Genomic DNA, 25,537 nt, shown 5'->3' with positions numbered 1-25,537 from the left:
AATACCCCTAAACCCAGTAGGGCACGCGGGCCCGGTACTTCTTGAGTGCGACGATGGCCAGCGCCCATCCGACGACGGTGAAGCCGAGCACGATGTACCAGTGGTACGCCTGCTGATCCTCGCCGATCAGTGGGGCCCGGATGATGTCGAGGTAGTGGAAGAGCGGGTTGATCTCGACGAGCTTGGCGCGGTTCGCGGCCTCGCCGCCCATCGACTCGAGTCCCGAGGTGGTCCACACGATCGGTGTCATGAAGAACATCAGCGTCACGAAGCTGTTCAGGATCGGGGCGATGTCGCGGTAGCGGGTGGCGATGATGCCGAACAGGATCGACACCCACACGGCGTTCAGCAGAATCAGTACCAGCGCCGGGATCGCGAAGATCACGGTCCAGTGCAGGCCTCCGGGCGGCCAGAAGATCGCAATGATGATGACGTAGATCAACATGTTGTGGCCTAGCAGCAGCAGCTGACGCCACACCAGGCGGTAGACGTGCACACTCAGCGCGCTCGGTAGCTGTTTGATCAGGCCTTCGTTGGCGACGAAGACATCTCCACCTTCGAGAATCGCGGCACTGATGAGGTTCCAGATGATCAAACCGACGGTGACGTGCGGCAAGAACTCGCGCAGATCGATGTTGAGCAACACCGAATACAACAGACCCATGGCGATGGCCTGGACGCCGGTGGCGATGGTGATCCAGAACGGACCGATCACCGACCGGCGATACCGCTGCTTGATGTCCTGCCAGCCGAGATGCAGCCACAGCTCGCGCTGGTTGAAACCCGTCCTGAGGTCGCCGAAAGCCCGCCGATAAGTCTGTGAGTCCGAAACCGGAGCAGGCATCTGATCTCCTGCCTCGCTCTCGGGATCCTTCGCTGGTGCCGACACGACGGTCGACACTACCTGCATTCGACTTTTGAGCTCATTCCGAGCGTGTCACAGGTACTGACCGGTACCGCTGCCGCCGTGGCCGCCCCCCGGTGCGGGCATCACGCCGGGAGGCAACGCGCCCTGCCGCATCTGTTCGAGTTGGGCGCGGGCGGCCATCTGCTGAGCGAACAGGGCCGTCTGGATGCCGTGGAACAGGCCTTCGAGCCAGCCGACGAGCTGAGCCTGCGCGATCCGCAGTTCGGCGTCGGTAGGGACCACGTCGTCGCCGAAGGGCAGTACCAGGCGCTCGAGCTCGTCGCGCAGTTCCGGTGCGAGTCCCTGTTCGAGTTCGTGGATGGACGACTTGTGGATCTCCTTCAGCCGCGTCCGGCTCGCGTCGTCGAGCGGAGCGGCGCGCACCTCCTCGAGAAGCTGCTTGATCATCGTGCCGATGCGCATCACCTTCGCGGGCTGCTCGACCATCTCCGACAGGCCCGAACCATCGTCCGATCCGTCGTTCGCGGAGGATCCGGCGGCGCGGGCCGCAGCGGCCGTCGCTTCCTCACGGCTCAGGGCGAGCGGTTCTCCATTGGGGCCGATCACAACAACATGGTCGTCGGGTGCGCTGTTCGGCTCGGATTGAGTCATATATCCATCTTTACCCGTCGCTCGCCGTTGCGCGATCGTCTGGGGCGATTATCCTGGTTCGGTCGTCGGGAACAGTGGAGGCCGGGAGGATCGAGCGTGCGAGGTGGGCAACCGTTCCCTGGCGAAACAGGACGTGGAACACATGCTTCACCGGTCGGCGCTTAGAGTGTCCGGCATGGGTTACGACGTCGCGCGAGTGAGAGGTTCCATCCCCTCGCTCGGTGACGGGTGGATTCATCTCGACCCTCAGCTGGGCATGCTCATTCCGGACCGCGTGTCCACCGCTGTATCCACCGCGTTCCGGCACAGTGCGTCCAATCATTCGGCCGGCAACACCGCGGCCAAGCGCAGTGCAGCTCTGCTGGAGTCCGCTCGCGTCGCGATCGCCGATCTGGTCGGCGCCTATCCGTCCGGTGTCGTCATCGGTCCGGACCGCGCGACGCTGCTGTCCTGGCTCGCGGATTCGATGAGCTCGCGGCTGGGGCTGGGAACCGGTCTGGTGCTCTCGCGGCTGGACGAGGAAGCGAACGTAGCACCGTGGCTGCGGGTCGCCAGCCGGTCCGGCGCGCACGTGCGATGGGCCGAGGTCGAAATCGATACGTGCGAGTTGCCCACCTGGCAGTTCGACGACCTCATCACCTCCACCACTCGGCTCGTCGCGGTCACGGCGGCGTCGCCGATCGTCGGTAGTGCGCCCGATGTTCGGGTCGCGGCGGATCTGGTGCACGAGGTCGGTGGGCTCATCGTGGTCGACGCGGCCGGCGCTGCCCCCTACGCCCACGTCGACATCAAGGAACTCGGGGCCGACATCGTCGCGATCGACACCGCCGCGTGGGGTGGGCCGTCGGTCGGTGCGCTGATCTTCCGCGATCCGACGCTGCTGGAGCAGTTGCCGTCGATGTCGCTGAACCCGTCGGCCAAGGGACCCGAGCGGCTCGAGGTCAGCGCCCATCAGTACGCGTTGTTGGCGGGCGTGGTCTCGTCCATCGACTACCTGGCCAATCTCGACGACGCAGCGACCGGGACGCGTCGCGAGCGCCTCGAGCTGTCGATCGGATCGTTGCAGCACTACCACGACGGCCTCTTCGATTACCTGATGAAGGCGCTCGATTCCCTGGACCACGTCATGGTGCTGGGCAACGCGCCGACGCGCATTCCCACCCTGAGCTTCACCGTCGAGGGCATGCCCGCGGTGAAGGTGTCCGAGCAACTCGCGCAGGCCAGAATCGGCAGTGTCAGCGGAGTACACGGTGGTAGTAGGTTGCTCGACGCATTGGGCGTCAACGACGAGGGTGGTGCCGTCACCATCGGTCTGGCTCCGTACACCACCCGCTACGAGATCGATCAGCTCGTAGCCGCGCTGTCCGCGCTCGCCCTCTGACGGAGCGGCTCCGCCGCACGTGCGCGAAACCTCGACCCCTGCTACGAGGTTCCACTCACGACCGCTGACCTGCGCGCTATTGAATTCGCAAGATCACTTTCCCGATGGTCTCGGCCTCGTCGAGCATTCGATGTCCTTGCGCTGCTTCGGTTATCGGGATCTCGGCGTGCACGACGGCGGTGACGCGGCCCTCGGAGATCATGGGCCACAGGTGTGCGGTCATGTCTGCGACGATGTTCGCCTTGCTCGACGGCCCGGTTTCGGGTCGGCCGCGTAAACCGGCAGCATGCACCGAGCCACGTTTGGCGAGGAGTTTGCCGAAATTCAGCTCGCCCTTCACGCCGCCCTGCATGCCGATGGTGACGACGGTGCCGTCCATGGCCAACGCATCGATGTTGCGGTCGAGGTACTTCGCTCCCATGTTGTCCAGGATCAGATCGGCACCGTGATCCTGTGTCTGTGAACGTATCTCGGTGACGAAGTCCTGTTTCTTGTAGTCGATCAGGATGTCGGCTCCGAGGTCTGCGCACATGTCCAACTTGTACTTCGATCCGGCGGTGACGGCGACGGTGACGCCCATCTGCTTGGCCAATTGGATTGCGTGAGTACCGATTCCGCTGCCGCCGCCGTGAACGAGCAAAACTTGCCCCGAACGCATGTGCGCGTCCATCACCAGGTTGGACCACACGGTCGAGGCGACTTCCGGAAGTGCCGCTGCCACATGCAGATCGAGGCCCTGCGGAATGGGAAAGAGCTGGGTGGCGGGTACGGCGACCTGCTCGGCGTAGCCACCTCCGGCCAACAGGGCGCAGACCCTGTCGCCGACCTTCCAGCCGCTGACACCCTCACCGAGTTCGGAGATGATGCCCGAGCATTCGAGTCCGAGGATATCGCTGGCACCGGGCGGCGGCGGATACATTCCCTGTCGCTGCATCAGGTCGGCTCGATTGACGGCGGTGGCCGAGACATCGACGATCACCTGTCCGCGATCGGGACGGGGGTCGGGGACCTCGGTCCATTCCATGACGTCGGGATCGCCGAACTCTTTCAGTGTGATGGCACGCATGTCTCCATAGTGCGCCACCACTGCCGCAGGCACTCCTACAGGTCCCAGAGATTGATTCCGAAGTCCTCGGCATGCGTGTCGATCTCGGCAAGTTCTGCGTCGGTGAAGTCCAGGTTCTTCAATGCCGCCACGTTGTTTTCGAGCTGTTCGACGCTCGATGCGCCGATCAGTACCGAGGTCACACGCGGGTCGCGCAGGGCCCAGCTCAGGGCGAGTTGCGCGAGGGATTGGCCGCGGGTCGAGGCGATGTCGTTCAATGCACGGAGATGTCCGATGTGGTCGTCGGAGAGCCAGTCCGGATTCAGTGATTTGCCCTGCGCTGCTCTCGAATTCGACGGAACGCCGTCGAGGTACTTGTCGGTGAGCATGCCCTGGGCAAGAGGTGAGAACGCGATGACGCCCGCGCCCACCGCGTCGAGGGTGTCGAGCAGTTCGGGTTCGATCCACCGATTGACCATCGAATAACTCGGCTGATGGATCAGTAGAGGAACGCCCGCGTCGGCGAGAAGGTCCGCCATCTTCTGCGTGCCCTCGGGCTTGTACGAGCTGATGCCGGCGTACAGCGCTTTACCCTGCTGGACAGCGCTGATCAGTGCGCCTGCAGTCTCTTCGATCGGGGTGTCGTGGTCGGGCCGGTGGCTGTAGAAGATGTCGACGTGGTCGATTCGCATCCGCGTCAACGACTGCTCGAGCGAGGACAGCAGGTATTTGCGAGAGCCACCGAAGCCGTAGGGGCCGGGCCACATGTCCCAGCCGGCCTTGCTGGAAATGATCAGCTCGTCGCGATATCCGGCGAAGTCCTCGGAGAAGATGCGGCCGAAGTTCTTCTCCGCACTGCCGTACGGCGGGCCGTAGTTGTTGGCCAGGTCGAAGTGCGTGATACCGAGATCGAATGCGCGACGCAGGATCGCGCGTTGGTTCATCAGCGGTACGTCGTCACCGAAGTTGTGCCACAGTCCCAGCGAGATCGCCGGTAGCTTCGGCCCGCGAGACCCCACTTGCCGGAAGACCATGGACTCGTATCTGTCGGCTGCGGCAACGAAAGGTGGGTCGATGTTGGGATCTGTCATAACTCGACCCTAGGTCCCGGACTCGAATCGAACATTCAACCATCGCAAGCTACTCGTCGGTAGATTTCTTGCCTAGGATGTCACGGGTGACAGCCGAACTAGCCGTTGGTTCCGGGGGGGACCCGCAGTGGCTCGACACTGCGGAAATGAAAGCATGGCGCGCCTATATGGACGGCGGGCAGCGATTGATGGGGGTATTGAACAAAGATCTGCAGGATCGCCACGATCTGTCGATGGCCGAATACCGAATCCTGGTGATGTTGTCGGAATCGATCGACGGCTCCATCAGAATGAGTGAGCTGGCCGACGGTGTCCTGTCCTCGAGAAGTCGCCTGACGCATCAGATCAGGCGAATGGAACTCCAGGACATGGTGACTCGTAGTACCTGCGTCAACGACGGTAGGGGGGTGCTGGCGGTGATCACCGAGGAAGGCCGTCGGCGATTGGCGGAGGCGGCACCCACTCACCTCCGCGGCGTCCGTCAGCACCTCATCGACATTCTCTCGCCCCACGAACTCGAGGTGCTGGGCGACATCTTCGAGAAGGTCGACGCAGCGATGGACGCGTCCGGCTCCACACCGCGGCGATGAGGGGCGATTGGGCCCCGGTGCGCCCGGCCGTTTAAGATCGCTCACGGAAGCGTGGCAGAGCGGCCCAATGCACTCGCCTTGAAAGCGAGAGACGTGTAAAAGCGTCCGGGGGTTCAAATCCCTCCGCTTCCGCCACATGTTCGTTTCGGATTCCGGTCCACCCGCACGGGTGGACCGGTTTCGTTTGTCCTGGTCGAAGCCGAGCTCCGTCGCGACCTGGCTGGGTATCGAAACTGGCTCAGTGGGTACTACCTGCGGATGAGTGAAGAAGCGCGGCGCAACGACGGCGACAACGATGGACCTCTGGAAGAGGAACTCGAGGAGAGTTTCGACGCTGTCGTCTCCGAAGGTGCCGAGCGATTGCACCGCACAGTCCGCACCGTGCTGATCACCGGATTCTTCGGCGGGCTCGAAGTCGCTCTGGGTGTCATGGCGTACCTCGCGGTGCTGGACGAGACCGACAGTCATCTGCTGGCCGGCCTGGCGTTCGGCATCGGCCTGGTGGCCATCTATCTCGCACACGGTGAGCTGTTCACCGAGGACTTTCTGATGCCGATCGCAGCGGTGGTGGCCCGCGACGGCACGCCCGCGCAGCTGGCGAAGCTGTGGGTCGGGACGCTGCTGGCGAACTTGCTGGGCGGCTGGTTCGTGATGTGGTTGATCGCGCAGGCGTTTCCGCAGTGGCTCGAAGTGTTGTCCGAATCGGCGCATCATTTCGTCGACGCACCACTGAATCTTCAGTCGATCTGCCTGGCTGTTCTCGGCGGCAGCACGATGACATTGCTGACCCGCATGCAGCAGGGAACAACCTCCGACGTCGCGCGGATCATCGCCGCCATGGCGGCAGGATTCCTGCTGGCCGGATTGCAGTTGTTCCACTCGGTTCTCGATTCCTTGCTGATCTTCGGGGCCATCCACGCGGGGGCGGACGTGAACTACCGCGACTGGATCGAATGGTTCGGCTACACGGTGCTTTTCAACATCATCGGGGGCGTCGTGTTGGTCACCGCGCTGCGCTTGGTGCGCACCAAGGAGCTTGTGAAGTCCGAACGTCACCGGAATCCCGAGTAGTCGAGCGGTTACGCCCTGCCATCCGATTCCCAGCGCTCGAGGCCCATTCCCGTCTCGAAGCGTCGCATCAATTTCGAGATCGGGTCCGTGAATTCGATTGCACTGGCCAGCAATTGGAGCGGATCGGTGAAATCGTCGACGGCTCGACCGGTTGCCGTCGGGTAGAGGTCGTCGCCCAGGATGGGTATGCCGAGCGAATTCATGTGCAATCGCAGTTGATGAGTGCGACCGGTCAACGGCGTCAGTCGATAGCGACCGAGTCCGTCACGATGCTCCAGTAGTTCGACGGTGGTGTGCGCGTTGGGTTCTCCGTCGATCTCGCGGGCAGTGAAGTCACCCTTCTCCGTGACGATGCGACTGCGAACGACGGTCGGCAATTCGAGCGACGGGTCGTAGCGCGCGATTGCCTGGTACTCCTTGTGGACCTTTCGATCCTGGAAGAGCGTTTGATATGCGCCGCGCAGGGTCGGGTCGACGACGAACAGGACCAGACCCGCGGTGACGCGGTCGAGGCGGTGAGCGGGCACCAGTTGCGGCAGATCGAGTTCGAGACGCAATCGCACGAGTGCGGTCTGCAGAATGTGGCCGCCGCGGGGGATGGTGGGCAGAAAGTGTGGCTTGTCGATCACCAACAATGCGTCGTCGCGGTGCACGATCGAGATATCGAAGGGCACAACGGTTTCCGACGGTAGATCGCGGTGGAACCAGACTGCCTCGCCGGGAACGTATGGTGCGTCCGGTGCGATGGGCCCGGTCATGTCAACGATGTCACCGGCCGCGAACATGGAGTCGAACCGGTGCGGAGAAATCCGTGACTCGGTTGCTGTCAGGAAGTCACGGACAGTGCGCCACGTGCCGTCCTCGGGCATCCGGATTCGAGCGGGATCGAGACCGTGCCGCTTCGCCAGGGGCGGTTGCTGGCGTCGTCTCACAGAGTGAGCGTATCCGCCCGCCGAGATCGCACTTGTGCAGACAAATCAGTGCCTACTGCCTGCACAAGTGCGAATTCGCTACTCGCAGCCGATGCCGTCGTTGTCGCGATCGAGATGCGGCCCGTAGCCGTACTCGTCTCGATAGACCGGATCGGCACCGGCGTCACGGGCCGCATCGCAGTTCTCGTACTGGAATGCCCTGCCGGAGGGGGCGGGTGTGGATTGCGGCGCAGGAGCAGGCGCCGCCAGTGGGGCCGGAGGCGGAGGGAGGAGGACAGGGCAGAACTGGGCCGAACCACTGCTGCAGAGGAAATCGGTGATCGGATCGGCCGAGGCGACGGCCGGGGCGCTGACCAGGGCAGCGGCAGCGATCGCGCCGCTGACGCCGAGCTTGAACAGCAGGTTCTTCGTCTTCATGGAACTCCAATCGAGGGGGTGTGATGTGGAGCATCCTCGACCAGTTGTTGAACTGTCAATGAAGTCATTCGGGTGATCTACGGCTCGAGACTCTATGGAAGGCCGATGGGTTTGAAACCCATCGATTCGGCGTATCTACGAACGTATGAGCGAAAACGAACAGGTCAACCAGAACCCCGAGAAGGATCCCGACGACTGGGTCACCGGCGACGAGCCGATGACCGGCCCACAGAAGAGCTACCTGAGCACTCTTGCGCAGGAAGCGGGCGAGGAAGTTCCCGAGGGTCTCAACAAGGCGCAGGCGTCGGAAATGATCGACAAGTTGCAGGGCGAAACCGGCCGCGGCTGATTCGATGCCCCAGAGGTCCACTCGATGTGACATTGACCCCCGAAAAGTCCACCGAATGTCACATTGAGTGCCCTCGCAGCAGCTGCGTCGCCGAGGACATCCGACCAGGTAGACCGTTCTGTCTCGAGTACATCTAACAAAGGATCACGCGGACTTTTGTACCTGCATGTGCGCGGCTATTGTGAGCGAACCCACAGCTTTAGCGTGCGCGCATATCGGTGGGTACGTTGAGTGACGGATGTTGTTTGTGTTGCGCCCCGTGAGGGGCGCCGGGGGAGGATGGGCAATCAGATGCACCGTCGAGTGTTGGCAGTAGCGGGAACTGCTCTGGCAGTGTCGCTGCTGGGGTCGGGTCTCGCCGGGGCGCAGCCGCTTCCCGGTACCGGCAGTTCCGAAGGTGGCGGTGTCGCTCCCGGTATTGCAGCTCAGTCCCTACCTGCAGCGGCGGCGCGCATCGATCGTGTGGACATGCTGACCGATCGCCGCGCAGCAGTGTGGGTCGAGTCGCCGGCCATGGGCCGCGCCATCCAGGTCCAGGTTCTTCTTCCGGCCGCGCAGGCGGTGTCTCGCCCCACGCTGTACATGCTCGACGGTGTGAGTGCGGGCAAGGAATCCGATTACCAGGAAAGCACCTGGACGCAGAAGACCGACATCGTCGACTTCTTCGCGGACAAGCAGGTCAACGTCGTGCTCCCGGTCGGCGGATCGAGCAGCTACTACACGGACTGGAACGTGCCGGACCCGGTGCTCGGCGTCAACAAGTGGGAGACCTTCCTGACGTCGGAGCTGCCGCCGCTGATCGATGCGCGCTTCTCCGGCAACGGCACCAACGCGATCTCGGGTGTCTCGATGGGTGCCCAGGCCGCAATGGACCTGATCACACGTCACCCCGGCCTCTACACCGGCGTCGCAGGCCTGAGCGGTTGCTACGACAATTCGCAGGCCAACTTCAAGGATGCGGTGCGCGCCACCGTCGCCACCAACGGCGGCAATGCAACCAATATGTGGGGCGAGAACACCGATCCCAAGTGGGTCGAGCACGATCCGTCACGTAATGCCGAAGCACTCCGCGGCAAGGACGTCTACCTGTCCGTCGGCACCGGCCTGCCCGGTCCATACGAGCTAGGCCCCGGTGGTAGCGGAGTCGAGAGTGCGTTGATGGGCGGACCGCTCGAGGCGGCCGCGCTGTACTGCACGACCGTGTTCGATACTCGACTCCGATCGCTGGACATCCCCGCGACCGTCGTCTACCGCCCCTACGGCATCCATCAGTGGCCGTACTGGCAGGACGACCTGCGCGAATCCTGGCCGACGCTCGAGCGCGCGCTAGGCCTGTAGAGCAAACTTCAGAAATGCGTCGTTCTCGTGCGGGTCGCCGATGGTGACCCGCACTCCGTCGTTTCCGTAGGCGCGCAGCAGTACGCCCTGTTCGGCTGCAGCAGCGGCGAATTCACCCGAGCGTTCGGCCAACGGCAGCCAGACGAAGTTGGACTGCGATGCGCCGACGTCGTAGCCGCCCGCAACGAGAGCGTCGCGCACACGATCCCGTTCCTCGATCAGGGCATCGGTGCGGGCCAGCAGCTCTGCCGAGGCCTCCAACGACGCCACCGCCGCCTGCTGCGCAACGGTGCTGACAGCGAATGCGATCCGCACCTTCGACAGCGCCGTGATCACCTCGGGATCGGCCACCGCGTAGCCCACCCGCAAGCCGGCGAGTCCGTAGGCCTTCGAGAACGTCCGCAGCACGATCACGTTGCGTCGTCCGCGTGCCAACTCCACTCCGTCGGTGTGGTTGCCCGCGGTGGGGCGGGTGTACTCGAAGTAGGCCTCGTCGAGGACCACGAGAATGTTCGACGGCACCGCGTCGAGAAACGCGTCGAGCTTGCCGCGCTGGACGACGGTTCCGGTCGGGTTGTTCGGGTTGCAGACGAAGATCAGCCGCGTGCGGTCGGTGATCGCGGCGAGCATAGCGTCGAGGTCGTGCACGTGGTCGGCGGTCAACGGAACCAATACGGGTGTCGCGCCTGCAACGCTGGTGACGATGGGGTACGCCTCGAACGAGCGCCAGGCGAACAACACTTCGTCGCCGGGGCCGCAGGTGATCTGAACGACCTCCTGGCACAGCGAGACGGAACCACTTCCGACGGCCACGTTCTCGGTGGCAACACCGAGCTTCTTCGCAAGCGACTCGACCAGCGCGGTCGCTCGATTGTCGGGGTAGCGATTGACGCCGCCGACGGCCTCCGCGATCGCGTCGCGCACGCTCGGCAGCGGTCCCTGCGTCGTTTCGTTGCTCGCCAGTTTGATCGCACCCGGAAAGGTGCGGCCGGGAACGTAGGCGGGGATGGCGTCGAGGTCGGGGCGGATGCGCGCGGTCACGGCTGCCATTATGCGCCCAGGTTCGGGGTTGACTTCTGCGCGTCCGTGATATTGCTGTGCACGACCGGGCCGATCGTCCTATCTTCGATAAGTATGTCGGGAATATTGAGCGACGTCGCAGTTCTTCGGTCCGCCTCCGCGCCCACGGTCGGCGCGGACTACGTGGTGGATACGACCGCGCACGAGTCACCCCCGCAGGAGAAAGTGCCGTTGACGGCCGCCGAACCCGATGGTCCACCTCGCGGCGGAATCGTCGTGCTGCACGAGGCGCGTGAGGTGCCCGAGTCTCTGCTCGACCTGCTGCGCGCACTCGCGCTGGAAGGTTGGCTCGCCGTTGCGCCGAACCTGTTCCATCGAGGCCACGGCGACGACAAGGAAGTGTTCGGCGACGACCTCTTCGCGGACTTCGACGCCACCTCCGACTGGCTCGTTCAGCGCGGTGTCTATCCCGATTGTGTCGGGGTGATCGGGTTCGACGACGCAGGCACGGCAGCGTTGATCGTGGCCACCAGTCGTCCTGTCGGGGCGGCGGTCAGTGTCGCCGCAGCCGGCATCGTCGAACCGCTGAACTCCGACGCAATCGCGTTGGTCGAGGCCGCACCCAAGCTGCAGGCCCCCTGGCTCGGTCTCTACGGCGAGGACGACCCCCACACCCCACCCGATCACATCGAAGCCCTTCGCGACGCCGCCACGCGTGCCTCAGTGGCCACGAACGTCGTCAGCTATTCGGGCTTGAAGCACCGAGCCGACCATCCCCGCGAACAACCCGGCAGTTCCGATCACAGCGACCCCGCGGCGGCCGCGCTCGTCGACGCCCAGACCCGAATCTTCGATTGGTTCGACAGCTTCATGCGCTGAAGAGCAACAAGCATCTTTTACGCAAACGCCGCGCGAACCAGAGGCGTCGACCAGCCGTTTTGCCTTCTGGCCTTTGCCGTGTGTAATCTCTTTCCTCGGCGGTCCGAGAGGGCCGGCAGCCTAGGAGGCGTGCCAGAGCGGCCGAATGGGAGTCACTGCTAATGACTTGTCCTTTCACCGGGACCGGAGGTTCAAATCCTCTCGCCTCCGCCACGAACGGTAGATCGTTGCCGTTCTGCTAGACCAGTTGGATAACTGAACATGCGCCCGTAGCTCAACGGATAGAGCACTTGACTACGGATCAAGAGGTTAGGGGTTCGAATCCCTTCGGGCGCACAGAAGAAGAAGCCCCGAGCTGCAGCGATGCGGTTCGGGGCTCTTTCCGATTTCGAGGTGATGTGCGGTGAGCTCAACACTTACTCAACACAGTGCTCGGATTTCGGCGCGAAAGTGATGAGTTCATGGCATCGAACGGGGCCGCCTCGTCGGTAGTTTTTCAGGATCTGAATGAACGTCTACCCGCATCCGCCCGTGTCCGCTCCTGATCGATCACGTTCGGCCGGTGCGCCAGCCGTCGATGCGGAAGGGCAAAGGGCTTGCTCTCGCAGCCACCGACCCGCGCCGCGTGCTCGATGCGCGTTGAATCGAGTCGAAGACCATTCGAATCCGACTGGGGGCACGTGCCCCGGTACGCCCAGAGGAACGCAACGGATATCGAATAGCTTTGGTATGAAATGGGCAGGCACTGCAGCGCAACAAGATTCGACCGCGTGACGGCGTCCGCACGTCCCCTTCGGGACCGCCCCATGTCGAGACTGGATCGCAATCTTGGGAGTGCGTTTACTGTAAAGGTCTTGATCGCAGCGCATTTGGGCTGAACCTTGGAGGTTGACTACGCGGTATCGCGCTACGACAGCTGAGCGCGAACGGGAAGTCGAAGAGCATCGGACTTTACGTTATGTTCAGGAAACCGGCTCGACCCAGTCGAACGGGTCGGTGGCCGGGCCGAGATATCAGTCGTGAGGTTCGAGACCAGTTGATGGACCCCAGGTCGGTGTGTGAAGGAGTTGCAGATGGGTTCGCCGAAGTGGCTATTGATCTCCACCCTGAATCCGGAAACTCCGACAGTGGTTGCGGTGGGGGATGCTGCAAAGCGTTGCGTTCCGCTGAGTTCCTTTCTTCGGCCGGCAGATCGATGCCTGGCTGCAGCCGCTGTGCGGACAGTGTGCCGGACTGGAGTGGCAGTTGCGTCGGACTCGGGCGGCAAGGTCGTAGCGGTGGATCCGATCAGCGACGACGATTCAGGCCTCGTCCACGCAGTTTGGCTACGCATCGGGTACACCGGCTCGGCCGTACCGTTCCGGCCGTCGGCGTGGGCGTTCGTGTGGGATCTGGACAGTGCCGTTGCAAAGCGGAGCGCGATGGTGAGTTCATTCGAGTCGTGGGCGAGTTTGGGAGTCGATCGAAGCCGTTCCGTCGCTGACGGATTGAGTCGGCTCGATCTCGGATCGAACACGGCCTCGGTACTGGCTCGGCTCGTGTCGGGTGCCGCGAAATCAGTTTTACAGGTGCAAGGTGTCGAACGCCGTCCCCGCGGTGAAAATCGCATCATTCAAGTTGTCGCGCAGTTCTACCCGCCTGCTGACTCGTCGGGCATCAAAGGTCTGGTCAGGGGCGTGTCTGTTGACCTGGGTTCGGCACAGGGCGATCGACTTCCCGGACAGTGCCGTCAGCGTAGCCTCGACGAACTAGTCGCGCGGGCGATGTCGAAGCCGAACGAGTACCGCGCTGTCGTAGACCCCGACACATTGGCTTTGCTGTCATGGTACGGCGATGCACCAGAAAGCCTGGCATGGAGACGGTTGAGGAAAGACGGCGAAAGGCCGAAACCTGTTTTGCACCCCGATGATGTGCCCCTGGCCCGTTCCATTGCGCAGACACTGCGGCAGTCAGTCGAGGGGCACCAGGAAGCAGTGACTCTGCGGTTCCTGAACCGCAACTCAGCGTACGTGCCGGTTGCGGTCGCCGCGCGCATGATCGCTCTCGACCTCGATGTACAGGCGATTCTGTGTGTCTTGACCTTGCAGCACGAATCGAACGCAGAGATCGTTGCGAGGTGCGTGTGACATTGCTAGGGTAAATCCACGCTAACCAGCGCTTGAGGCCTCACCCTGTAGTTGTCGGGGAGGACCTCCACGCCCGTCCTGGGTCCTCGCACCAAGACCTGCAGTCGTCATTCCAGTGCGAGACTCGGGCCGTCTGGCGATGCACCGGATATCCGGTGCCGGTTGATATTTCGTATGTGAGGAAGCCATGAAAATCCGTACACGCGCCGCCACAGCCGGAGTCATCGCAGTGTTGGCACTGTCGACCGCGACGGCGACCGCAGGTTCAGCTACGGCACAACCAGCCACTCCCGCGTCGCCAAGTGCGAGCATCGAACTCCCGGCAGAATTGAGGGGTGAAATACAGCGTCAAGGTGCTCTTCTGAACACCACCGAAGTCTCCGAAGGCTCGGAAGAATGGGCGTTTGCGGTGGCGGCCGCAGGAAGAGCCATCATCGCCGGCGCACGCGCCGCTGGGCCCGTTGTCTTCAATGCATTGAAAAGCGCGGTTCGGGCCGGATATTCGTCATTCAACTCGTGGTGCAACAGGAACTTCCTATGTGGTGCCGCTGCGGGTGTAGGGCTCAACGAGGTCTACCAATGGCTGCGAGACAACCTCTGATGAGCACTCCGACGAAACCCCGAACAGCGACGTGGGCACCCGGGTTGGCCGGGATCCTTCTGGCTGTAGTCGGAATCATGGTCTTCGCTGACGGCTCCACTGGCCAGCTCACATTCGTTGTCGCAGGCACCGTCCTGCTCGTCGGTTCCGCCGTGTGGGCTGTGCGCGAGCGCAGCTACCAAGCCGCAGTGATCTGGGCAGTCGGCGCGGCCCTCGGAGTGCTCGGTGTCATTGTCACGACGACATAAGGTTGCCGTTGTCGCGCTGCTGTGTGTAGCCAGCGCGACAACGGTCCCGAACGGTGCATCCGCTGAATCTCAGTCGGTGCATGAAAATTCAATCTGGAATACCAGTAGCACCGTACCCAGTGCATGGGCTGCAACCAGCGCGCCAGGCGGTGCCAACACGGGAACGGCGGGCTCGGCCACGCCCCGAACAATAATCGGTGACGATGACCGGGTTCCGACGCCAATGCCGCACGCCTACCCGGCTCGAACGACGGTATTCATCATGGCCACAGATATGGATGGCCGAAAACGAGGATGCACCGGGTTCATGTACGGGCCGAGATCGGTTGCGACATCAGCACATTGCCTCTTGGGCACGGCTGGCTGGAACACCGACTTCACCGTGACACCCGCTGTGAGCGGGGCCGTCCCCCCGTATGGAGTCTGCGGGTGGCTCAAAGCAACGGTCCATCAGGACTTCAGCACGCATCGCGGACCAGAACACGACGTCGGTGCTTTGCAGCTGGATTGCACGGTCGGTCAAACAACTGGATGGCTCAGCCCGGGTCCGGACGACTTCACCGCAGTGGGCGATCCCGTGTCTACGACCGGGTACCCACTGGACAAAGCACTGTGGGAAATGTGGTCGACACGCGGCAACACCAGCGACGCTACGGAGAACACATTGCGATACGACCTCGACACAGTCGGAGGTCAAAGCGGGTCGGCTGTCACGCGCACCGAGAACCCTTCCGTCGCTGTCGCAATTCACAGTTCCGGTTTCGCAACCGACAACGTCGGCGTGCGTCTGAATAATGAGCACACAGAAGATCTGCTGAACTGGTCGTCATCATTACCCGATCCGTCGGAACCATCGCTGCCGTCGTCCGGGTCATCGACCCAGTGGACCCGGTAAATTGAATCCGTGCGAGAACCCGGGGGAGACACGGCCCGGCTCACCGCATCCGTTGCGGTCAGGCGTGGATGCCAACTTGCGACCGCTGCCGCACGGGGTCGAGGCCGATTCTCGACCGCACGCCGTCACCGCGCGGTTGTCTGTCCCGCTGTTGCTCATCGCGGTGATGTTCATCGGCGCGCTGCCGTTCTACGTTCGTCAGCCGTTCGGTTCGGGGGAGTCGGTATCGAGTCCGATGTGGTTCGGCGGATCTGCCTACCTCGCATCACCGGCAGCGGGTCTGTATTGGCTGATTGCACTGCCGGTGTGTATCGGGGCTGTCGCTCTCTACTGCACGTGGAGTGAACGTCGATCACGTGCCGAATTGCACGTTCGCCTGTGGCTCGTGGCCAGCGTCGGACTGTGTGCGGCAATAGTCGTGCTGATGCGCAGCGGCTTGTTGTTCTTCGCGGGCAACCTGACGATCCGCGGACTTCTTCCGCTGTTGACGATGTCGGCAGCCGTGTTGATCTGGGGCGTTGCTCTGCAGTCGCGCGTAGTGGTCGGGGTGGGAGTCGTGGCCGTCGCCGCGAGTCTGGTGTCCAACCTCTACAACGTAGAAAACCTTGTGCCACAACAGTTCACATTCGACGACCGTTACAGTCTCTGGTTGAACATCCTGCTTCTATCGCTCGTCTTCGTCGTCGGGGCAGCGGTGTCCGCGCTGGTCGAACGATCGAGGAGATGACGTTCAGCCTGTCGATCGGTACCGACGCTACGTGCGCTCGGGTGCGGCGTGCGTCCCCGCGCAACGAGTTCGGCCGCCTCGAACTAAAGTTTCCGTGTGTGAATGCGAAGCAGACAATCCGACCGGCAGTTCCGGCAGACGTGGACCGCGCTGCTCAGTCTCTGGGCCGCGCCTTCTCGGACTATCCGTTCACTCGGCACACCGTCGCAGCCGATGATCATCACGAGCGGGTGGCATCACTGCAGCGCATCTATCTCGACGTCATCGGCTTGCAATGCGGTCGAGTATGGGTCTCCGATGACGTTGCGGCCGTTGCGGTGTGGCTCACCCCGTCCTCGGTTGGCGTAGGCGAAGCATTCGAGTCCGTCGCCGAACGCATCGAGCAACTGCACGGTGACCGCATCGATATCGCACGAAGAGCAGACGAAGCCACCGAATCGTTGAAGCCGTCGGAGCCGGTGTGGCTGTTGGCGACGGTGGGCGTCGATCCATCCGTGCAAGGGCAGGGCTTGGGGCGCGCCGTCCTCGAACCCGGCCTCCTACAGGCCCGGGAGCAAGGCTGTCCGGCTTATTTGGAAACGTCCTCGACAGCGAATCTCGACTTCTATGCAGGGTTGGGGTTCCAGCCGACCGGGTCGGTGCAACTCCCTGACGATGGCCCCGAAGTCTGGGCGATGCTGCGCCGATAGCCGTCGTCGGACGCCCCCGGCTCCACTCGAGGCTCGACTGGTGGACGATCGAGACCTCACCGCTCACGGGTTGGGCGTACCCCTACGGACCTGATGGTTGTGCCATGCCTGCGCCGCCAACAGTGCACCGGCCAACGCCATCGCAGACTCCGCCGGATGGGACGCACCACCGTCCTACACCGATCTCGCCACCACTGGCCCGGAGGTGCTGGTCACCAAAACGTCAGCAAGCCTCGAATCGATCTGCGGAGTAGGTGGATTCGGATTCCACCGTTGGGAATCGTCCAGATTCCGGCAGTCGGGCGCGACGGTGGCACAGCCCTGGCTACGCTTCACCGGTGACGTTGCGAGGCATCGTGTTCTTCGATATTGACGGAACCCTTGTTCCTTCGGTATCCAGCGCTAGCTTCCTCGCGGCCCGCCTTGGGCATCAGCAGGAACTCGATGACGCCGAGCAGCGTTACTCCGCCGGTGAGCTGACGAATGAACAAGTCAGCGTCATCGACGCTGAGGGTTGGCGCGGCGTGAATACCAGCACTATTGATCGCTGGCTCGACGACCTCCCGCTGATCGCTGGCATCGATGAAGTGGTTGCCTGGTGCCGCAGCAACCGGTTCGAGCCGGTTCTGGCCTCTTTGGCATGGCAGCCTGTCAGCAGCTCGATTGCGCGGCGATACGGATTTACCAAGAATGGCGGACCTCGCGTCGGTGTCTCGGGACTGACCTACGACGGCACCGTGGCCGAACATTTCAACGAGTACGACAAACGTGATCGGGCACTGGCTTTGGCAGCCGAGCGAGCGATACCGACACAGCGATGTTGCGCGATCGGTGACAGCCGATCCGACATCCCCCTGTTCGACGCGCTCCCAACCTCGCTAGCGCTCAACGGGGGCGCGTCCGCCCGAGAAGCAGCCACCGCCGAAATCGATACCCAGAATTTGGCCGACACAGTGCCTTGGCTACAACAGTGGGCCCGCGGACTCGACTGAGCACGGCTCGAACGCTGTCGGCCACCTGCCGTGACACGAACAGCCCTTCCACACGAGACGCCGGCCCGTGTCGATCTCGGCGCCGAAATCGACAGGCCCTACATCTGAGCTTCGGGCATGCAGGACGTGACCTGATGACTACGCGCGCCTGTCCAGGGCTTTAGTAGCGAGACCTGCCGGTGCTACATGGGTTGCGTTCCAATCGCAGTCACGAGGGAGAAACTTTACGTGCCAGAACGTAACGTATCTGGCACTATGGCATCCATGCCCGCCAAAGCCCCAGCTCAAGGTCGCCCCCGCCTCGCAGAGGTCGACACCCGCATCGTCGATGCCGCACTGATCGAAATGAAAGACAAGGGGCTGACGAACCTCACACTCGAAGCTGTTGCGGCGCGGGCTGGAGTCGGCCGACCCACCATCTACCGGCGCTACTCCAACAAAGAAGAACTCATTCGAGCTGTCCTGACGGACAAGGTGCCCAAGTTGTCCCTCACCGAGACCAGCGATGTCGTCGACGATCTCGTCTCGATGGCAGTCACTTTCGCTGACCAGCTCAACAAGTCCGGGCTGTTGTCGGTGGCCATCGCCGCTCACGCCGAGGCACGACACAACCCCGTCATGGCCGACGTGCTGAAGACCGACTATCTACTGCCCCGAAGCCAATCGGTCGTCGGCGCTATCGAACGCGCCTTGGCCTCTAAGCAATTCGTCCAGGTTGAACCGGCAACGGTAAGAGATTTGCTGTTCGGACCGTTGATCTACCGACTCCTCGTGGTGGGGGAAGAAGTGTCCCCTTTTGGCCTGCGCACTCTCGCCGAAACAGCCCTTTCCGGCATCCGGACACCGGGGGGCAAGTGATGAGCACCGCATCGACACCGAGGTGGGCAACATGGGGATTGCTGGCTGCATGGGCCGTACATGACATCGAAGAACTGATAACGCTCCCCAAGTGGTCGAACGAAAACCAATCCCGGTCAATACTTTTCGGGCTTTCCTCGCCGGTAAGGCCGCTGTCTCCGATGCAGGCCGCGACAGCGATTGGGCTCACCGGCATCACCATTGCTGTGGCCAGCGCGGCAGGCGCACGCACACACGGCCGAAGCCGCTTGTACCAATGCGCACTGGCCGCGTTCGGGTGGCACAGCGTCAGTCACGCCGCGAGCGTTCTGCTGTATCGCTCCTACACACCGGGGGCGCTCACCGTCATTCCCGTGGTCATCCCGTTCTATCTCCTCGCCCGTGCCGAGCTACGCCGACACGGCATCGCACGCACCGCCGGCGACATCGCCCCAGGTGCGGTTGTTCTGTTCGCTACCACCTTGGCCGCCGCACACATTGCAGCGCAACAACTCTGACTGCCGAACCCTCCAAGACCTACCGAAGAGGACGAGATGACTACTGAACTGACCCAAGACCACGTACCGAGGCTCGGTGCCCGAGCGAGTCCGTCGACTTCGTACGCAGATCAGCTCCCGGATGGTCGAGCACTAACCGCCGACCGCCCCTGCTTGCGTGGAAACGGTTGCTGACAGTCGTTCTGACGAGCTGATCGACATTGTCTGCGCAGAGACCGGTAAGTCCCGCTTCGACGCGAGAGTCGAGGTGACGCTGGCGCTCGAGCACCTCGACTGGGCCGCCCGCAACGCCGGCCGAGTAATGAAAGACCGACGGGTGCACCGTCGACTGCTGGGGTTCAATCAGGCGTCGATCGTGTCGGTGGGTCTGCCGAGGAAGAAGCCATGAGACGCAGCGATGCGGTTCAGGGTTTTTGGGGACGTCGCAGTGGATTGCGGCGATCGAACACAGCCCAGAACAGCTCGAACAACCCGTATGCGACGAGGCTGGCCAGCATCACCCACCAGAAACCGATGTCGTACCCGAGAACAGCGATCAACTGACAGATCACCAGGCATATGAAGAACACTCGCCACCGACGCAGCTCACGCCGAGCGGCCGGAGAGGGTCCCCGTTCCACATAGTCGACCGGGCGCATGGGTTCCACCACCTCACGTTCTCACATGCCGTTCGATGAGTCAGCCGGACGGGCTCAACCCAGAACGACGTCGACGACGAGTGCGCCGGCGAAGACCAGCAGCAGAAGCCCCACTCCGAGTTCGAGGTTTGCCAGTCCCCGCGGGCCGAGATTGCGAAAAGCTTTGACGCCGAACAGGACCAGTATCGGCAGATAGACAACCCCGACGAGGACGTCGGCAGCACCGAGAATTCCGAGTTGCACGGCAACGGGCCACGAGGACGATCGGTCGACGAACTGCGGCAACACGGCGACGAAGAACAGGATCACCTTCGGGTTCGTCAGGTTGGTGACGAAGGTGCTTCGGAAGGCGCGTCGACGGGCATGGATATCGGATACCGGCTCGCTGCCGACGGTGAGTGGGCTTCCGCCTCGACCCCTCGTGCGGCCGCTCTCCATCAGCGCGCGAATGCCGAGGTAGGCGAGATAAGCGGCACCGAGGATCGCGAGAACGGTGAGGCTGCCAGGAAGCGCGACGATCAATGCCGACAGCCCTACTGCACTGACGAGCATGTGCACGGTCAAGCTGCACAATGCACCGGCAGCTGCTGCCATCGCAACGAGCCGGCCACCGACGCTCGAACGCAGGATCATCACGGTGTCGGGCCCGGGTGAGACGTAGCTGGCCAACACCAACGACAAGAAGACGGCCCACGGCACGCTCACGGGTGCTCGATCTCCTGTCGTTCGTCGTCGGGTGGGGGAACACCCTGGAGTGATGAATGGCCGCGCGGCCCCCCGGCAGCCTGGTGCATCACAGCATCGTTTGCAATGCCGCGCTACGGGTACTGCTGCGATGGTCGAAAAACACGGCCGTTCCCGCGCACGTTCGCTTCTTCGAACGTGATTCGCGTTCTCGAGAATTGCTCTCGCCCGAGCGCATCGGACACGAGCAGCAGTCGACTCGACAACAGCAGTGAAGGGCAGGCCTCAGTGATCGGCGACGACGTGTCGGAGACCAAGGCAGTACCTCGTATCCGAGAACTCGCCAGCCACCGAGTTCGGTACGTCGATCATGGCCAGGGGTCGGTGGTGGTGCTGATCCACGGCTTGATGGGAAGCCTCCACGATTGGGATCCACAGATCGCAGGTCTGTCGGACCGGTTCCGCGTCATCGCCGTCGACCTGCCGGGGCACGGCGAGTCCGACAAGCTTCCGGGTGACTACTCACTGAGCGCACACGCGGCGACAGTCCGCGATCTTCTGACGGCTCTCGACATCGAGTCGGTCACCGTCGTCGGACATTCGTACGGGGGTGGGGTGGCCATGCAGATGCTGTATCTCTTCCCTCAGATGGTGGACGGCATCTGTTTGATCGCCAGCGGTGGGCTGGGTCAGGACGTCAATCCCGTTCTGCGGGCGGCGTCGTTGCCGGGTAGCGGCATGGCGATTCCCTTCGCCGCTTCCACCGCTAGCAGAGCTGTCGTGGACGGTGTTCTGGGAGTCATGACGCGGTTGCGGCTGTTCAGGCTTGGGGCCGGTGAACGCCGAGCATGGCGTAACTTCGCGTCGATGTCGGACCCCGCGAGCCGCCGAGCCTTCCTGTCCACCGCGCGATCGGTCATCGATTATCGCGGGCAAACCGTGAACGCCACAAGGCTTCTCGCCTCGTTCACCGATGCGCGTGCACTGCTGGTGTGGGGTGAGCGCGACGCAATCATCCCTCTCGCCCACGCACATGCAGTCCGCGACCACATGCCCGAAGGCACAGCTGTCGAGGTGGTACCAGGAGCCGGACACTTCCCGCATCTGGACGAGCCGGAACACTTCGACTCGGTATTCCGAACTTTCATGACCAGGCCCGCTGACCGCTGAGACGCGTCGTACTCCGCGTCGACACGAACCGCGGGGTACTCGGGCATCGGCTCGGTTGCCGACTCGATCGAATGCCCCTGTGCCCCTCGGTCGGTCGGTGTGTGGTTCCTACTGTCCGACGAGCGGGCGGGGCGCGCTGCTGCGTAGCTGAACGTGCAGTTGGAGGTGTGTCCGAGTCGCTTCGTCGAGCACCGTGTGGGGAGTGCACTCGAGTGCGGCATGCAATCGTCGACGGTAGCCGGCACCGTTGAGACCGAAAGCAATCCAGATCTCTTCGTCGCCTGCACCTCCGTAGGGGATCCAGCGAACGGCGAAGTCGATCAGTTCGTGGGCGTGGAACTCGTTCATGGGTGGGCCTTGCCCCTGCGAGCGGCGAACCGCCTGCACCGTCGATACAGATGTCGATACAGATGATGCCGTCGAGGAAATGCGTGGTGTGCGAAGCTTCGCAACGATGTCAAGGGTCGGGCGACGAAAGCTGTTGCGACACCGTGGCCCTGCGGAGGGCAAAAGCGTCGATCCCGGATCGGCTGGTGGTCTCAGCATCACCAGTCGACACCCGTGGGCCGATGTTGTCAACCGGGAGGGCAACATCCGATGGATCGGCCGTCTCACCGGCTGCCTTCGATCGATCGCTAGACTGAGATCAGTCGTTCATGCGATTCAGGCGTACATCAGACCGATTCGAGGTTCCCCATGGCCCAGGACTCCGCCGACGACGGACTTTCCGTCGCCGAGTCCGATGAACTCGATGATCTCCGGGACAGTCTGACCTCGCTGTCGCAGCTGGCCATGAACAGTCTATCGCTACCTCAGATGCTCACTCACATAGCCGAATTCGCAGTAGCGGCGATACCGGGCGCGGATGGTGCCGGCTTGACTCTCGAGCATGGCGATCGGCGAGACACCATCGTGGCTACCGATGATTTCGTCGTCGAAGTCGATACGATTCAGTACACGCTCGGCGAAGGCCCGTGCATCACGGCGGCCGCGGAGGGTCGCACCGTACGGTCGGGCTCGCTCGGCGGCGACGCCCATTGGCCGCGTTTCGGTCCCCGGGTCGGACGGCTCGGAGTGCACAGCGCTCTGTCCCTGCCCCTGCTGGTCGGCAACGGCACCCTGGGAGCGATCAATGTCTACGCTCACGCCAAGAATGCCTTCGACGACCGCGCAGTGCGTCTCGGAGAGTTGTTCGCAATGCCTGCTGCGGTATCCGTGGAGAACGCGCAAACCCTGGCCAACGCGATACTGCTCTCGCATCAGCTCGAAAAGGCGCTCACCAATCGCAAGGTGATCGACCATGCGATCGGCATCATCGTCAGCCGGAGCGGGTGCACCAGCACCGAGGCGTTCGCGCGCTTGCGCGCCATGAGCCAGCGGGACGGGATCAAACTGACCGCCGTCGCGCAATCGATCTTCGACGACGCACAGCGACGCGCGCAGTCCAGGCGCACCGGCCGGTAAGTACCTGCAGCGGGTTCACGCCGCAGGCGTCACAACGTGACGTGTGGCGGAAACGGCGGGATGACGCGGCACATCAGCGAGCGGGCCGCGGCGACGACGATCCGTCTGTCGTGGGTGTGCAGAAACTCGAATCGGCGCGTGTCCTCGGCTCCGATATCGCCGAGGTCTCGTGCGATCACCGCCGCGAAATAATGCTGGCCCACAACGACGATCGTCCACTGGCGAGTGAGTGGTTCCCCTGGATGCAGGTCGGTTCCGTGCACGCCGGGCGCAGGTTCGGGTGCCATTCCGACGCCCAAGGCCGCGACGAACGTGTTGGCGGCTGCCAGATCGGCGTATCTCCGAGCAACAGTGGAATCGAAGAACTGTGCGCTCTGAAAGGTCGACAGGATCATCAATGGCTCGTGCGTCTGCTCGGCATACTGCTCGATTTGACGAGTCAGAGCCGCCACCAGAGGTTTTCGTCCGATGGCGGGCAGTGCGGCGTCGAACAACTCCGACGGCACCGCGGGTACTCGATCGGTGACCAACGGTATCGAATGGTTCCGCAGCGGCCGCGGCTCTGCGGTCGCTTCGGTGGTGATGCTCGAGTAGGGCAGTGGTCCCGGACGTCCGAACATCCATCCCTGACCCAGTACGGCTCCGTAGGCCCGGGCCCGCTCGAGGTTGTCGTCGGTTTCGATTCCCTCGGCCAGGATCAGGGCTCCGGTCGACGCAGCATGTGCTGTGACGGCCGCGATGATTCGGGCCAGCTTCGGAGTCGGATCGTCCTGTACCAGAACATGATCGAGCTTGATGATGTCGGGCGCGATGAATTCGAGCAGGGCCAGGGAATCGGGGTGACTGCCGATGTCGTCGAGCGCGATACGACAACCGTTGCGTCGTGCCCTGTCGACCAGGCGCAACACACTCGCAGGGTCGGACAGCAGTGACCGTTCGGTGAGTTCGAGCACGATGTCGAGTCGTCCGATGGCATCGCGGATTCTGGTGTATCTACGGTCGGGCAACATGCCCGCGGCGGTGGGTTCCACATTGAGGAACAGGCTTCGACGGTCGGTCAGATTCGCTTGGAGTGCGCCATCGAGAGCAGCGGAACGGCATGCCCAGTCGAACTCGACCACAACGCCTTTCGCGGCCGCGGCCTCGAACACCTCGGCCGGGTCCACGGTCGGATGCTGGGGCCAGCGGGCAAGAGCTTCGTAACCGACGACATCACCGTCGGACAGGTCAACGATCGGTTGATACACCGGGCGCACCGAACGCGGATCGGCGAGAATCGCCTCGATGCTGGGCTGCATCGTGCCTGCAGCCGATGCCTGAGTGCAGGGCGCAGTGTGTAGATGCCGAACCCGCGACTCGGCGGTTGCGTGATTCGCGGTTGCATCAGGATGCATCGGCTGGCTCCTCGAGTCGACGGTGTTCGCCACGCGTGAGTCGAGCGGCGAGAGTGCTGACCGAAACGTTCGTGTCCTGCGAAATCATCGACAGGATGTCGAAGGCCTGTTGGGCGTCGGTCTTGTATTGCTCCATGATCATTCCCTTCGCCTGGCCGATCGAATCGCGAGAGGTGAGCGCGCGGGCGAATTGCTCGTGCTGCGTGCTGTGCACGAGGGCCAATGCGGCGTGTGTGGCCAGCACCGTCACTGCCTCCACCGAGGATGCCGAAAATGCGCCCGCGGTAAGCGAATACACGGTCACTGCGCCGAGCAGAGCAGACCCGGTGTGCAGGGGCACGCTGAGTATCGATCGAATCATCGTACGCCCGAGTATTTCGGCTGTGAAGACAGGAAACCGGGCTTCGTAGCGTATGTCGCAGGTGAGCACGACCTCGTTGCTGCGAACGGACACGAGTGAAGGGCCGTCGTCGACGTCGCTCTGAATCTCGTCGGCCGCTGCGGCGAGGTTGTCGGTCGGCGCATGGAACCGCGTTCTGCCTTTGCCCGACAGCACTGTCGTCGAGGCGCTGTCGACACCGGACACGACACGGAGGGCAGCCGCTGTGATCGCGGTATGTGTGTTCTCGGTGCTCTCGTGTTGCGCATGCAATTCGCGCGCGACGTCGGCGAATTCTGCAGACCGACCGGGCTCGGTGGGCCGGCGTTCGTCGCGGGATCGCGCCGTAGGGCCGGCAGGGCGCACGGTGTTCCCGACGCATACGCACGGGGTCGGCAGCGCGATGTTGCGACGGGGGCACTGAGGTGACGCCAGATCGACCATCGGTTGGTCTCCGCCCTTCGGGCTTCCGATGGTCTTGCACACGCGCCTCGGGCTGTGTGTTCGATACCTTCGGTTCCGAAGTCGTGGAGCGCGGAAATG

Annotated in this window: 30 protein-coding genes, 3 tRNA genes and 1 pseudogene; 22 read left to right on the top strand and 12 right to left on the bottom strand. The window is 63.0% G+C overall.

Translation table 11 applies throughout. The features are described 5' to 3' along the window. Positions 1 to 7: 7 nt before the first annotated feature. Positions 8 to 844 carry an ABC transporter permease gene (locus AB0366_RS09040; RefSeq protein WP_366243843.1) on the bottom strand — a complete coding sequence of 279 codons (837 nt, stop codon included), beginning with the start codon at positions 842 to 844 and terminating at the stop codon, positions 8 to 10. A 93-nt stretch (positions 845 to 937) separates the two neighbouring features. Then, positions 938 to 1,519 carry a bacterial proteasome activator family protein gene (locus tag AB0366_RS09035; protein WP_121871848.1) on the bottom strand — a complete coding sequence of 194 codons (582 nt, stop codon included), beginning with the start codon at positions 1,517 to 1,519 and terminating at the stop codon, positions 938 to 940. A gap of 175 nt (positions 1,520 to 1,694) precedes the next feature. On the opposite strand from AB0366_RS09035, the gene AB0366_RS09030 reads away from it, so the two are divergent. After that, positions 1,695 to 2,900 (top strand): cysteine desulfurase-like protein, encoded by a 1,206-nt coding sequence (locus AB0366_RS09030; protein ID WP_366243548.1) that lies wholly within the window; start codon positions 1,695 to 1,697, stop codon positions 2,898 to 2,900. Between the two features lie 76 nt (positions 2,901 to 2,976). Here AB0366_RS09030 and AB0366_RS09025 read toward each other — a convergent pair whose 3' ends face one another. After that, complete coding sequence (locus AB0366_RS09025; protein ID WP_366243547.1) at positions 2,977 to 3,966, bottom strand: NAD(P)H-quinone oxidoreductase; 990 nt, start codon at positions 3,964 to 3,966, stop codon at positions 2,977 to 2,979. Positions 3,967 to 4,001: 35 nt separating this feature from the next. Beyond that, entirely contained in the window at positions 4,002 to 5,036 is a 1,035-nt protein-coding gene (gene mgrA, locus AB0366_RS09020; protein WP_366243546.1) for an L-glyceraldehyde 3-phosphate reductase, read from the bottom strand. A gap of 146 nt (positions 5,037 to 5,182) precedes the next feature. On the opposite strand from mgrA, the gene AB0366_RS09015 reads away from it, so the two are divergent. From AB0366_RS09015 to AB0366_RS09005, 3 genes are all read left to right on the top strand, one after another. Then, positions 5,183 to 5,626, top strand: coding sequence for a MarR family transcriptional regulator (locus AB0366_RS09015; RefSeq protein ID WP_366243545.1), 444 nt, complete (start codon positions 5,183 to 5,185; stop codon positions 5,624 to 5,626). A 45-nt stretch (positions 5,627 to 5,671) separates the two neighbouring features. Beyond that, a tRNA-Ser gene (locus AB0366_RS09010) sits at positions 5,672 to 5,761 on the top strand. Positions 5,762 to 5,884: 123 nt separating this feature from the next. Further along, entirely contained in the window at positions 5,885 to 6,697 is an 813-nt protein-coding gene (locus tag AB0366_RS09005) for a formate/nitrite transporter family protein (RefSeq protein ID WP_366243544.1), read from the top strand. Between the two features lie 8 nt (positions 6,698 to 6,705). Here AB0366_RS09005 and AB0366_RS09000 read toward each other — a convergent pair whose 3' ends face one another. Next, entirely contained in the window at positions 6,706 to 7,629 is a 924-nt protein-coding gene (locus AB0366_RS09000) for a pseudouridine synthase (protein WP_366243543.1), read from the bottom strand. 78 nt (positions 7,630 to 7,707) lie between these two features. Continuing rightward, positions 7,708 to 8,046 (bottom strand): excalibur calcium-binding domain-containing protein, encoded by a 339-nt coding sequence (locus tag AB0366_RS08995; protein WP_366243542.1) that lies wholly within the window; start codon positions 8,044 to 8,046, stop codon positions 7,708 to 7,710. Positions 8,047 to 8,191: 145 nt separating this feature from the next. On the opposite strand from AB0366_RS08995, the gene AB0366_RS08990 reads away from it, so the two are divergent. Together AB0366_RS08990 and AB0366_RS08985 are read left to right on the top strand one after the other, a co-directional pair. Beyond that, complete coding sequence (locus AB0366_RS08990; protein WP_032395510.1) at positions 8,192 to 8,395, top strand: DUF3072 domain-containing protein; 204 nt, start codon at positions 8,192 to 8,194, stop codon at positions 8,393 to 8,395. A 291-nt stretch (positions 8,396 to 8,686) separates the two neighbouring features. Beyond that, on the top strand, positions 8,687 to 9,733 hold the full coding sequence (locus AB0366_RS08985; RefSeq protein WP_366243841.1) for an alpha/beta hydrolase family protein: 1,047 nt from the start codon (positions 8,687 to 8,689) through the stop codon (positions 9,731 to 9,733). Here the strand turns inward: AB0366_RS08985 and hisC are convergent. Then, positions 9,722 to 10,774: a histidinol-phosphate transaminase gene (gene hisC, locus AB0366_RS08980; RefSeq protein WP_366243541.1), complete on the bottom strand. Its 1,053-nt coding sequence runs from the start codon at positions 10,772 to 10,774 to the stop codon at positions 9,722 to 9,724. The two genes, AB0366_RS08985 and hisC, sit on opposite strands and share 12 nt — an antisense overlap. Positions 10,775 to 10,867: 93 nt before the next feature. Between hisC and AB0366_RS08975 the strand changes: the two genes are divergently transcribed. The 14 genes and pseudogenes from AB0366_RS08975 to AB0366_RS08910 all read left to right on the top strand — a co-directional run bounded on the left by AB0366_RS08975 (position 10,868) and on the right by AB0366_RS08910 (position 19,653). Then, positions 10,868 to 11,632: a dienelactone hydrolase family protein gene (locus tag AB0366_RS08975; protein WP_366243540.1), complete on the top strand. Its 765-nt coding sequence runs from the start codon at positions 10,868 to 10,870 to the stop codon at positions 11,630 to 11,632. Between the two features lie 123 nt (positions 11,633 to 11,755). Further along, a tRNA-Ser gene (locus AB0366_RS08970) sits at positions 11,756 to 11,845 on the top strand. Between the two features lie 50 nt (positions 11,846 to 11,895). Further along, positions 11,896 to 11,968 (top strand) — tRNA-Arg (locus AB0366_RS08965). Between the two features lie 737 nt (positions 11,969 to 12,705). Next, positions 12,706 to 12,978, top strand: a pseudogene (locus tag AB0366_RS08960) (GAF domain-containing protein); the annotation flags it as partial. A 78-nt stretch (positions 12,979 to 13,056) separates the two neighbouring features. Beyond that, the gene (locus AB0366_RS08955) at positions 13,057 to 13,758 is read left to right on the top strand and encodes a hypothetical protein (RefSeq protein WP_366243839.1); all 702 of its coding nucleotides are present in this window, start codon (positions 13,057 to 13,059) and stop codon (positions 13,756 to 13,758) included. A 187-nt stretch (positions 13,759 to 13,945) separates the two neighbouring features. Continuing rightward, positions 13,946 to 14,359, top strand: coding sequence for a hypothetical protein (locus tag AB0366_RS08950; RefSeq protein WP_366243539.1), 414 nt, complete (start codon positions 13,946 to 13,948; stop codon positions 14,357 to 14,359). Further along, on the top strand, positions 14,359 to 14,607 hold the full coding sequence (locus AB0366_RS08945) for a hypothetical protein (protein WP_366243538.1): 249 nt from the start codon (positions 14,359 to 14,361) through the stop codon (positions 14,605 to 14,607). The genes AB0366_RS08950 and AB0366_RS08945 overlap by 1 nt, the downstream gene beginning before the upstream one ends. A gap of 223 nt (positions 14,608 to 14,830) precedes the next feature. Next, positions 14,831 to 15,502: a trypsin-like peptidase domain-containing protein gene (locus AB0366_RS08940; protein ID WP_366243537.1), complete on the top strand. Its 672-nt coding sequence runs from the start codon at positions 14,831 to 14,833 to the stop codon at positions 15,500 to 15,502. A gap of 64 nt (positions 15,503 to 15,566) precedes the next feature. Beyond that, positions 15,567 to 16,229 carry a hypothetical protein gene (locus AB0366_RS08935; RefSeq protein WP_366243536.1) on the top strand — a complete coding sequence of 221 codons (663 nt, stop codon included), beginning with the start codon at positions 15,567 to 15,569 and terminating at the stop codon, positions 16,227 to 16,229. Positions 16,230 to 16,327: 98 nt separating this feature from the next. Beyond that, complete coding sequence (locus tag AB0366_RS08930; RefSeq protein ID WP_366243535.1) at positions 16,328 to 16,918, top strand: GNAT family N-acetyltransferase; 591 nt, start codon at positions 16,328 to 16,330, stop codon at positions 16,916 to 16,918. A 338-nt stretch (positions 16,919 to 17,256) separates the two neighbouring features. Then, a complete protein-coding gene (locus AB0366_RS08925) occupies positions 17,257 to 17,910 on the top strand; it encodes an HAD-IB family phosphatase (RefSeq protein WP_366243534.1) in 654 nt (217 codons plus the stop codon). A 264-nt stretch (positions 17,911 to 18,174) separates the two neighbouring features. Then, positions 18,175 to 18,768: a TetR/AcrR family transcriptional regulator gene (locus AB0366_RS08920; protein WP_366243533.1), complete on the top strand. Its 594-nt coding sequence runs from the start codon at positions 18,175 to 18,177 to the stop codon at positions 18,766 to 18,768. Then, positions 18,768 to 19,265: an HXXEE domain-containing protein gene (locus AB0366_RS08915; RefSeq protein ID WP_366243532.1), complete on the top strand. Its 498-nt coding sequence runs from the start codon at positions 18,768 to 18,770 to the stop codon at positions 19,263 to 19,265. The genes AB0366_RS08920 and AB0366_RS08915 overlap by 1 nt, the downstream gene beginning before the upstream one ends. A 157-nt stretch (positions 19,266 to 19,422) precedes the next feature. After that, entirely contained in the window at positions 19,423 to 19,653 is a 231-nt protein-coding gene (locus AB0366_RS08910; protein WP_366243531.1) for a hypothetical protein, read from the top strand. A gap of 16 nt (positions 19,654 to 19,669) precedes the next feature. Here AB0366_RS08910 and AB0366_RS08905 read toward each other — a convergent pair whose 3' ends face one another. Together AB0366_RS08905 and AB0366_RS08900 are read right to left on the bottom strand one after the other, a co-directional pair. Next, on the bottom strand, positions 19,670 to 19,903 hold the full coding sequence (locus AB0366_RS08905) for a hypothetical protein (protein WP_366243530.1): 234 nt from the start codon (positions 19,901 to 19,903) through the stop codon (positions 19,670 to 19,672). A gap of 54 nt (positions 19,904 to 19,957) precedes the next feature. Beyond that, complete coding sequence (locus tag AB0366_RS08900) at positions 19,958 to 20,608, bottom strand: LysE family translocator (protein ID WP_366243529.1); 651 nt, start codon at positions 20,606 to 20,608, stop codon at positions 19,958 to 19,960. Between the two features lie 267 nt (positions 20,609 to 20,875). Here AB0366_RS08900 and AB0366_RS08895 point away from each other — a divergent pair, with 267 nt between their 5' ends. Continuing rightward, positions 20,876 to 21,757 (top strand): alpha/beta fold hydrolase, encoded by an 882-nt coding sequence (locus tag AB0366_RS08895; RefSeq protein WP_366243528.1) that lies wholly within the window; start codon positions 20,876 to 20,878, stop codon positions 21,755 to 21,757. Positions 21,758 to 21,865: 108 nt separating this feature from the next. Here the strand turns inward: AB0366_RS08895 and AB0366_RS08890 are convergent, their stop codons facing one another. Continuing rightward, positions 21,866 to 22,105: a hypothetical protein gene (locus AB0366_RS08890; RefSeq protein ID WP_366243527.1), complete on the bottom strand. Its 240-nt coding sequence runs from the start codon at positions 22,103 to 22,105 to the stop codon at positions 21,866 to 21,868. A 348-nt stretch (positions 22,106 to 22,453) separates the two neighbouring features. Between AB0366_RS08890 and AB0366_RS08885 the strand changes: the two genes are divergently transcribed. Beyond that, a complete protein-coding gene (locus AB0366_RS08885) occupies positions 22,454 to 23,221 on the top strand; it encodes a GAF and ANTAR domain-containing protein (protein ID WP_366243526.1) in 768 nt (255 codons plus the stop codon). A gap of 29 nt (positions 23,222 to 23,250) precedes the next feature. Here the strand turns inward: AB0366_RS08885 and AB0366_RS08880 are convergent, their stop codons facing one another. Further along, complete coding sequence (locus AB0366_RS08880) at positions 23,251 to 24,615, bottom strand: EAL domain-containing protein (RefSeq protein ID WP_366243525.1); 1,365 nt, start codon at positions 24,613 to 24,615, stop codon at positions 23,251 to 23,253. After that, positions 24,605 to 25,438, bottom strand: a complete 834-nt coding sequence (locus AB0366_RS08875) for a GAF and ANTAR domain-containing protein (protein WP_366243524.1) — start codon at positions 25,436 to 25,438, stop codon at positions 24,605 to 24,607. Before AB0366_RS08875 ends, AB0366_RS08880 begins: the two co-directional genes overlap by 11 nt. Positions 25,439 to 25,537: the final 99 nt, after the last annotated feature.

Origin of the sequence: Rhodococcus sp. NPDC076796 (assembly GCF_040702765.1) — a bacterium.
In the GTDB taxonomy this organism is placed as follows: Bacteria; Actinomycetota; Actinomycetes; order Mycobacteriales; family Mycobacteriaceae; genus Rhodococcoides.
The sequence above is the reverse complement of the archived record's forward strand: the minus strand, read 5'-3'. Positions and strand labels throughout refer to the sequence as shown.

Coding starts and splice junctions, on each gene's coding strand:
- AB0366_RS08920 (WP_366243533.1), top strand. CDS start 18,175: ATGCCCGCCAAAGCCCCAGCTCAAGGTCGCCCCCGCCTCGCAGAGGTC.
- AB0366_RS08890 (WP_366243527.1), bottom strand. CDS start 22,105: ATGAACGAGTTCCACGCCCACGAACTGATCGACTTCGCCGTTCGCTGG.
- AB0366_RS08880 (WP_366243525.1), bottom strand. CDS start 24,615: ATGCATCCTGATGCAACCGCGAATCACGCAACCGCCGAGTCGCGGGTT.
- AB0366_RS09015 (WP_366243545.1), top strand. CDS start 5,183: ATGAAAGCATGGCGCGCCTATATGGACGGCGGGCAGCGATTGATGGGG.
- AB0366_RS08875 (WP_366243524.1), bottom strand. CDS start 25,438: ATGGTCGATCTGGCGTCACCTCAGTGCCCCCGTCGCAACATCGCGCTG.
- AB0366_RS09025 (WP_366243547.1), bottom strand. CDS start 3,966: ATGCGTGCCATCACACTGAAAGAGTTCGGCGATCCCGACGTCATGGAA.
- AB0366_RS08940 (WP_366243537.1), top strand. CDS start 14,831: ATGCCGCACGCCTACCCGGCTCGAACGACGGTATTCATCATGGCCACA.
- AB0366_RS09035 (WP_121871848.1), bottom strand. CDS start 1,519: ATGACTCAATCCGAGCCGAACAGCGCACCCGACGACCATGTTGTTGTG.
- AB0366_RS08885 (WP_366243526.1), top strand. CDS start 22,454: ATGGCCCAGGACTCCGCCGACGACGGACTTTCCGTCGCCGAGTCCGAT.
- mgrA (WP_366243546.1), bottom strand. CDS start 5,036: ATGACAGATCCCAACATCGACCCACCTTTCGTTGCCGCAGCCGACAGA.
- AB0366_RS08990 (WP_032395510.1), top strand. CDS start 8,192: ATGAGCGAAAACGAACAGGTCAACCAGAACCCCGAGAAGGATCCCGAC.
- AB0366_RS08950 (WP_366243539.1), top strand. CDS start 13,946: ATGAAAATCCGTACACGCGCCGCCACAGCCGGAGTCATCGCAGTGTTG.
- AB0366_RS08985 (WP_366243841.1), top strand. CDS start 8,687: ATGCACCGTCGAGTGTTGGCAGTAGCGGGAACTGCTCTGGCAGTGTCG.
- AB0366_RS09040 (WP_366243843.1), bottom strand. CDS start 844: ATGCCTGCTCCGGTTTCGGACTCACAGACTTATCGGCGGGCTTTCGGC.
- AB0366_RS08915 (WP_366243532.1), top strand. CDS start 18,768: ATGAGCACCGCATCGACACCGAGGTGGGCAACATGGGGATTGCTGGCT.
- AB0366_RS08995 (WP_366243542.1), bottom strand. CDS start 8,046: ATGAAGACGAAGAACCTGCTGTTCAAGCTCGGCGTCAGCGGCGCGATC.
- AB0366_RS08945 (WP_366243538.1), top strand. CDS start 14,359: ATGAGCACTCCGACGAAACCCCGAACAGCGACGTGGGCACCCGGGTTG.
- AB0366_RS08905 (WP_366243530.1), bottom strand. CDS start 19,903: ATGCGCCCGGTCGACTATGTGGAACGGGGACCCTCTCCGGCCGCTCGG.
- AB0366_RS09005 (WP_366243544.1), top strand. CDS start 5,885: ATGAGTGAAGAAGCGCGGCGCAACGACGGCGACAACGATGGACCTCTG.
- AB0366_RS08975 (WP_366243540.1), top strand. CDS start 10,868: ATGTCGGGAATATTGAGCGACGTCGCAGTTCTTCGGTCCGCCTCCGCG.
- AB0366_RS09030 (WP_366243548.1), top strand. CDS start 1,695: ATGGGTTACGACGTCGCGCGAGTGAGAGGTTCCATCCCCTCGCTCGGT.